Source organism: Salipiger sp. PrR002 (genome assembly GCF_010500775.1).
GTDB lineage: Bacteria > Pseudomonadota > Alphaproteobacteria > Rhodobacterales > Rhodobacteraceae > Salipiger.
Genome location: NZ_JAAGOU010000064.1, coordinates 1 through 6,870, shown reverse-complemented (window position 1 = coordinate 6,870; position 6,870 = coordinate 1). Strand labels below are relative to the sequence as shown.

Here is a 6,870-nt window from a genome sequence, read left to right as displayed (position 1 = left end):
CGCGCGCCGTGGCGCTCGACGCCGCGCTGCGCGCGCTTGCGCCGCGGCTGGACGGGCTGCGGGCGGTGCCGCTGGCGCAGCTTCCGCGCGGGGCGCTTCAGGCGGCGCTCGACAGCCTCAGTTCAGGTCTTCCAGAAGTCTGCCGTGCTGCCGCGTCTGCTCCACCACCGCGCCGAAGGTGGTCATCCCCCGCGCTTCGAGCATCGGCAGCATCCTGACCAGCACCTCAGCCGTGGCCTGCGCATCGCCAAGCGCCGTATGCCGCAACTCGGGCGGGATGGTCACGCCGAGCCGCTCGCAGAGCGCGTCCAGCGTATGCGTCTCGGTGGTGCCGAAGAGCACCGCAGACAGCAGCACCGTGTCGAGGATCGGATTGGTCCACTCCACCCCCATGCGCGCTTGATGGCGGCGCAGAAAGGCCATGTCGAAAGGCGCATTATGCGCCACGATCACCGCGTTGCGGGCGAAATGGTGGAACCGCCGCCCGGCCTCGAAGATATCGGGCTTGCCGCGCACCATGGCGTCGGTCACCCGGTGCACTTTGGTCGAAGAGGGCGGGATCGGCGCGCCGGGATCGACAAGCTGGTCGATCCGCTCGCCCGGCACGATGCGCCCGCCCACCACGCGCACCGCGCCGATCTGCACCACCTCGTCCTTATGCGGCAAAAGCCCGGTCGTCTCGGTGTCGAAGACCACATAGGTGAGGGCGCGCAGCGGCGTCTCCTCGATCGCCTCGGGCGCATGGGCGGTGAGCAGCGAGAAGTCGAAGACCAGCGGGCGCTCGGCCTCGGGGGCGATGCTGGCGTGGGCCCCCTCGATGATCAGCAGGTAGCCGCCACCGTCGAGCGGTTTCATCCGCCCGTCGTAGCTTTGCGCCTCGTCCACCGACCGCAGGGTGAGCGCGACCTCGCGGCCCGTGCGGTGCAACTCGCGCACGGCGGCCTCGACGCCCGAGGCGAGGAAGTAATCCGTGATCGCCGCGTTGAGGCGCGGCACGTGGATCTGCGACAGCACCTCGGCGGCCTGACCGTCGTAGAGCACGATCTGGCCCTTGGGGCTGACCATGATGGTGGCCACGGGGATCTCGGTGAGCAGGGCGGTGAGCCGCGCCTTGTCCGCCGCCAGTTGTGCGGTCTCATCCGCCACCCGCTGCGCGCTTTGCAGCGCCGTCTCGCCCAGCTTGGCCGAGACCGCCTGCGCGGCATGGGCCAGATCGCCCAGATAGCGCGCGCCATGGGTGTCGACCTGCTTGTCGATCCCGGCATGGGCACGGATGCGCATTTCGGCGGCGAGGCTCTCAACCGGCTTCGCGATATTCTCGTCGAACAGCAGCCAGATGCCGGTGCACAGCGCGACGATGCCGAAGACCGCCAGAACCCCGGCGAAGAAGAACCCATTGCCCGAGGTGGTGGCCAGCGCGCGTCCATAGCCGAGCCAGAGCGACAGCGCCACGATCCCCGCGCCGCCGACGGCGAGCAATGCGAAGAAGAGGAAGACGCGGAAGCGCAGGCTCAGCTTGCTCATGCGGCGCGCTCCGAGCAGACCGCCGACAGGATCGCGTCCTCGGCTCCGACCTCGCGCCAGCGCGGATCACCGCCATCGCCGCCCATCGGGTCGGCACGGCGCAGACCGGGACAATCGACCATGATTTCAACCACCTGCGTCGGGTGCCAGCGCGCGAAGAAGTAGAGATCGGCGAGATAGAGCCCCGGCGTTTGCGCGTTCTCGCGCCGCCCGGCGGCATCCACGGCGATGAAGCGGTCGGTCATCGGCCACGCATAGGTCCAAGGCCGCCAAGCCGCGCTTGAAGCATGGGTCTCGACCACCTCGACACCGCCCGGAAGCGCGCGCGCGGTGGCGTCATACCAGCCGTATTCGCTGGCGATGGAGGCGCCCAGCATGGCCAGCCCCGCGCCCACCGGGATCGCCCAGCGGGGCAGACGGCCCCGGCTGGCCTTGCTCAGCAGCATCACCACGCCCGCACCGGCCACGCCCGCCACCAGCACCGCGATCAATTCGTAGAACATCTCTCCCCCCTCAGGTCCTTTCTCAGGCCCGCGTCAACTCAGCATGCCGCGCCCGTGGCCGATGGCCGATTGCATCGATTTGACCACCACGAAGGCGTCGCGCAGGTGGCTGCGCTCGAAATCCGACAGCGTGGTTGGCGCAAGATAATTGTCGGGCTTTTCGCCACGTTTGACCAGACCCGCCTGATGTTCGAGCCGCGTTTCGGCAATCAAATCATAGGCATCCAGCAGATCCTGCCCGCCCGAGCCGGACACGGCGCCAGCGGCGATCGCAGCCTCGATGCGGGCGCGCGTGCCGACCTCGGGCAGCCGCGCCTGCAGCGCGTAGACCCGCGCCAGATCGACCACCGGCACCACGCCATTGTGCTTGAGATCGACGGTGTTCTTATGCTCGCCCGAGCGGATCGTCGCAAAGCCGCGCAGCAGCCCCAGAGGCGGCGTGTGCTTGAGCGAGTTGGAGATCATATGCGCGGTGAAGATCGAATTCTTCGAGGCCGCCTCCAAAGTCTCTTCCTGCAGGTCCTCATAGAGCGATTTGGTGCCGCCGATGGGGCGGAGGTCGAACATCACCGAGGCGAGCATCTGCGCCTCGGGATCGGGCGTGCCGATCCAGCCGCGGAAGTATTCGCGCCATTTCGACACCGTCTGCAGCCAGCGCGGGTTGGTCGCCATCATGTCACCGGGGCAGTAGTAATATCCTGCCTTATCAAGGCCATCGCAGACGAACTTCGCCATCTCCGCGAAGTATTCCATGTCGCGTTCGCTGGCGCTGTCGTCAAGGATCATGCAGTTGTCCTGATCCGACACGCCGGTCTGTTCCTGCCGCCCCTGCGAGCCGCAGGCGAGCCACAGCCACGGCACGGGCGCGGTGCCGAGGTCTTCCTCGGCCAGCGCCAGAAGGCGGCGCGTCACCGTGTCGGCGATGTCGGTGATCAGCCGGGTCGTGACTTCGTGACGGTTGCCACCCGCAACCAACTGCGCCAGCAGCTGCGGGATGCGCGCGGTGGTCTCGGCCATCTCTTCGGCGCTGCGGGCGCGCGAGATCGCGGCGACCAGTTCGGCCGAGCTGACCGCCTGAAACCGGGTGAGGTCGGTCTGGGTGACGATGCCCACCAATTGCCCGGCCTCGGTGACCGGGACGTGGCCGATGCGCCGCTCGACCATCATGTGCAGCACGTCCGAGCCGATGGCCGAGGGCGGCAGGGTGACCGGCTCATAGGTCATGATCTCGGAGACCGGGGTGTTGGTGTCGAGCCCACCGGCCACCACTTTGTTCGAGATGTCGCGAATGGTGACGATGCCGATCAGATCGCGCGCATTGGTCACGCAAAGCGACGAGACGCCTTCCTCGCGCATCAGCAGCGCGGCCTCTTGCGCGGGGGTCTCGGGCGGAACGGTCAGCGGCGCGCGGGCCATCAGCGACTCCACCCGGCTGTGCGCCAGATCGGTCTTTTGCGGGCGCGCGGCGCGCGAGCGGTCAAAGAAGCGCCGGGCGGCGGTGTGCTCGGCAATCAGCTCGCGGAAGGCATAGGTTGGCAGCAGCAGCAGCGTGGTGTCGTCGAGCGCGCTTGCGGTGGTGGCGGCGGTGCCGTCCCGCATCAGCCCGCGCTCGCCAAAAGAGTTGCGCTGGCCGAGCAGCGAGACGGCGACGCCGTTCTCGTCGCGAATTTCCACCTGTCCCGACAGCACGAGGTAGAGCCCTTCAAGCTGCACACCGGCGGCATAGACCTCTTCGCCGGGCTTGTACTGCCGGATCAGGAACTGCGGCACCAGCACATCGAGCGCGTCGGGGTCCAGCGCGTCATAGGGGTGCACCGAGGTCAGGAAACGGCGCAGGTCGTCGGGCTGAAGGGGCATTTGCGGCTCCGCAGGTGCGTATCGTTAAGAAAAATCCCGCCCCGGCATAGCGCGGGGCGGGAGATTTGCATAGTGCATGGGTGCCGCAGCGCCCATGCTCCGACCGCTCAAGGATCAGTGATCCTGCGCCGCACCGGCACCGCGCGGCACGCGCACGCTTTCCACCAGCTCGGAGATTTCCCGCGGGATCGGCTTGGTCATCGCCGAGACCGTGAAGGCCACCGCGAAGTTCACCAGTGCCCCCACCGCGCCGAACGAGGTCGACTTGACGGTGCCAAGCAGCGGATCCGCGTCGGTGAAGCTGTTGGTGTCGGGGATGAAGAACCAGCCCTTGTGCAGGAAGATGTAGATCAGCGTGACCACCAGACCTGTGACCATACCTGCCACGGCACCCTTGTTGTTCACCTTCGAGAAGATGCCCATCATCAGCGCCGGGAAGATCGAGGCTGCGGCAAGGCCGAAGGCCAGCGCCACGGTCTGCGCCGCGAAGCCCGGGGGGTTGAGACCCAGCCAGGTGGCGACGGCAATGGCCACGGCCATGGCGATCCGTGCCGACAGCAGTTCGCCCTTTTCGCTGATCGCCGGGTTGATCTGGCCCTTGATCAGGTCGTGGCTGACCGCCGAGGAAATCGCGAGCAGCAGGCCAGCGGCGGTCGAAAGCGCGGCGGCGAGACCCCCGGCAGCGACGAGGCCGATGACCCAGCTCGGCAGGTTGGCGATCTCGGGGTTGGCGAGCACGAGGATGTCGTTGTTGAAGTTGGTCAGCTCGTTGCCAGCCCAGCCTTCAGCGGTAGCCTTCTCCTGCATCGCGGCGTTCTTGTCGTTGTAGTACTGGATGCGACCGTCGCCGTTGAGGTCTTCCCAGCCCAGAAGGCCGGTCTGCTGCCAGGTGGCCATCCAGTCATAGGCCGGGTCGCTCTCGATCTGCTCGAGCGAGACAGCCTGACCCGCAGTGCCTTCCGGCCAGAACTGCTGGGTGATGTTGAGGCGTGCCATGGCACCCACGGCCGGGGCCGTCAGATAGAGCAGGGCGATGAACACCAGCGCCCAGCCAGCGGACCAGCGCGCGTCGGCCACTTTGGGCACGGTGAAGAAGCGCATGATCACGTGGGGCAGGCCCGCGGTGCCGATCATCAGCGACAGGGTGAAGAGCACCATGTTGAGCGTGTCGCCATTGTGGGCGGTGTACTCGCCGAAGCCCAGTTCGCGCACGATCTGGTCGAGCTTGGCCAGCAGCGGCTCACCCGAGGCCTGATCGGTGCCGAAAAGGCCGAGACCCGGGATCGGGTTGCCGGTCAGCTGCAGCGAGATGAAGATCGCCGGGATCGTGTAGGCGAGGATCAGCACGATGTATTGCGCCACCTGCGTGTAGGTCACGCCCTTCATGCCGCCGAACACCGCGTAGGCAAACACGATCACCGCGCCGATCAGCAGACCGGTGGTGCTCGACACCTCGAGGAAGCGGCCGAAGGCCACGCCGACGCCGGTCATCTGACCGATCACATAGGTGGTCGAGGCGATGATCAGGCAGATCACGGCCACGAGGCGTGCGGTCGGCGAATAGAACCGGTCGCCGATGAACTCGGAGACGGTGAATTTGCCGAACTTGCGCAGATAGGGCGCGAGCAGCAGCGCCAGCAGCACATAGCCGCCGGTCCAGCCCATCAGATAGGCCGAGTTGTCATAGCCGGTGAAGGCGATGAGGCCCGCCATCGACAGGAAAGAAGCCGCCGACATCCAGTCCGCCGCCGTCGCCATACCGTTGGTGACCGGGTGCACGCCGCGTCCGGCGGCGTAGAATTCCGACGTGGAACCTGCGCGGGCCCAGATCGCGATGCCGATGTAGAGCGCGAAGGATGCGCCCACGAACAGCAGGTTGATGGTAAACTGATCCATGGCGCCTTACTCCTCGTCCACGCCGTATTCAAGGTCGAGCTTGTTCATCCGCCAGGCGTAGAAGAAAATCAGTGCCAGGAAGACGATGATGCTGCCCTGCTGGGCGAACCAGAACCCGAGGTCCGAGCCGCCGACCGAGATGCCCGAGAGCATCGGGCGCAGCAGAATGCCGAAGCCGAAGCTGCAGAGCGCCCAGATGATCAGGCTGATGAAGATGAGACGCAGGTTGGCCGACCAGTAGGCCTTGCCGGCCTCTTCGGCGCCATGCGCATGGTGCGTTGATTGATCCGCCATGGCGGTTCCTCCTCCTGAAAATGCGGCCGCCCCTCCTTTGAGCGGCCTCCGACGGCTCAGCCCGTCGCTTTTTCGACGATCGCGCCGAGCCCGGCGGCGATCTCCTCGATCTTGCCCATTGCGTCGATACGGCTCAGGGCGCCTTTGCTTTCGTAGTAGCCGATCAGCGGGGCGGTCTGGGCGTGATAGGCCTCGAGACGCGAGGCCACCGTTTCCGCTTTGTCATCGGCACGGCGCTTCATCTCTGTCCCGCCGCAGGTGTCGCAGACGCCCGCCTCCTTGGGCGTCTTGAACGTGTCGTGATAGCCCTCGCCGCAAGCGGCGCAGGTGTAGCGGCCCGAGATTCGGTCCACCATGGCAGCATCATCCACCTCAAGGCTGATCGCCGCATTGATCTTCTGCCCGCTCTCGGCAAGCAGCGCGTCCAGCGCCTCGGCCTGCACGGTGGTGCGCGGAAACCCGTCGAGGATCACGCCGCTGGCGCAGTCGGGCGCCTTGATGCGGTCGCGCAGGATGGCGATGACGATCTCGTCGCTCACCAGCCCGCCGGCGTCCATCACCGCCTTGGCGGCTTTGCCCGCCTCGGTGCCCTGCGCCACGGCGGCGCGCAGCAGATCGCCGGTGGAGAGTTGAACCAGCCCGTATGTCTCTTCGAGCTTGCGGGCTTGGGTGCCTTTCCCGGCCCCCGGAGGGCCGAGAAGGATAAGCACGGGGGCGCGGGTCACGGTCTGTCCATCCATCTCGCTCACCCATTGTTGGCGCGGTTTTCGATGAGGTCATCGACGACCGAGGGATC

General features: G+C 66.7%; 6 protein-coding genes. All 6 read right to left on the bottom strand.

Annotated elements, in window-relative coordinates; genetic code table 11:
- Positions 1-117: 117 nt before the first annotated feature.
- The 6 genes from G0A00_RS25755 to G0A00_RS25730 all read right to left on the bottom strand — a co-directional run bounded on the left by G0A00_RS25755 (position 118) and on the right by G0A00_RS25730 (position 6,814).
- Entirely contained in the window at positions 118-1,524 is a 1,407-nt protein-coding gene (locus tag G0A00_RS25755; protein ID WP_164185524.1) for a PolC-type DNA polymerase III, read from the bottom strand.
- A complete protein-coding gene (locus G0A00_RS25750; protein ID WP_164185525.1) occupies positions 1,521-2,027 on the bottom strand; it encodes a hypothetical protein in 507 nt (168 codons plus the stop codon). The genes G0A00_RS25755 and G0A00_RS25750 overlap by 4 nt, the downstream gene beginning before the upstream one ends.
- 33 nt (positions 2,028-2,060) lie before the next feature.
- Positions 2,061-3,884 (bottom strand): DUF294 nucleotidyltransferase-like domain-containing protein, encoded by a 1,824-nt coding sequence (locus tag G0A00_RS25745; RefSeq protein ID WP_164185526.1) that lies wholly within the window; start codon positions 3,882-3,884, stop codon positions 2,061-2,063.
- A gap of 114 nt (positions 3,885-3,998) precedes the next feature.
- Entirely contained in the window at positions 3,999-5,780 is a 1,782-nt protein-coding gene (locus tag G0A00_RS25740; RefSeq protein ID WP_164185527.1) for a sodium:solute symporter family protein, read from the bottom strand.
- 6 nt (positions 5,781-5,786) lie between these two features.
- Entirely contained in the window at positions 5,787-6,074 is a 288-nt protein-coding gene (locus G0A00_RS25735) for a DUF4212 domain-containing protein (RefSeq protein ID WP_164185528.1), read from the bottom strand.
- Positions 6,075-6,130: 56 nt separating this feature from the next.
- Complete coding sequence (locus G0A00_RS25730; RefSeq protein WP_164185529.1) at positions 6,131-6,814, bottom strand: adenylate kinase; 684 nt, start codon at positions 6,812-6,814, stop codon at positions 6,131-6,133.
- Positions 6,815-6,870: the final 56 nt, after the last annotated feature.

Excerpts from the sequence above, each read along its gene's own strand:
- G0A00_RS25755 (WP_164185524.1), bottom strand. The coding sequence starts at position 1,524 with ATGAGCAAGCTGAGCCTGCGCTTCCGCGTCTTCCTCTTCTTCGCATTG.
- G0A00_RS25750 (WP_164185525.1), bottom strand. The coding sequence starts at position 2,027 with ATGTTCTACGAATTGATCGCGGTGCTGGTGGCGGGCGTGGCCGGTGCG.
- G0A00_RS25745 (WP_164185526.1), bottom strand. The coding sequence starts at position 3,884 with ATGCCCCTTCAGCCCGACGACCTGCGCCGTTTCCTGACCTCGGTGCAC.
- G0A00_RS25740 (WP_164185527.1), bottom strand. The coding sequence starts at position 5,780 with ATGGATCAGTTTACCATCAACCTGCTGTTCGTGGGCGCATCCTTCGCG.
- G0A00_RS25735 (WP_164185528.1), bottom strand. The coding sequence starts at position 6,074 with ATGGCGGATCAATCAACGCACCATGCGCATGGCGCCGAAGAGGCCGGC.
- G0A00_RS25730 (WP_164185529.1), bottom strand. The coding sequence starts at position 6,814 with ATGGATGGACAGACCGTGACCCGCGCCCCCGTGCTTATCCTTCTCGGC.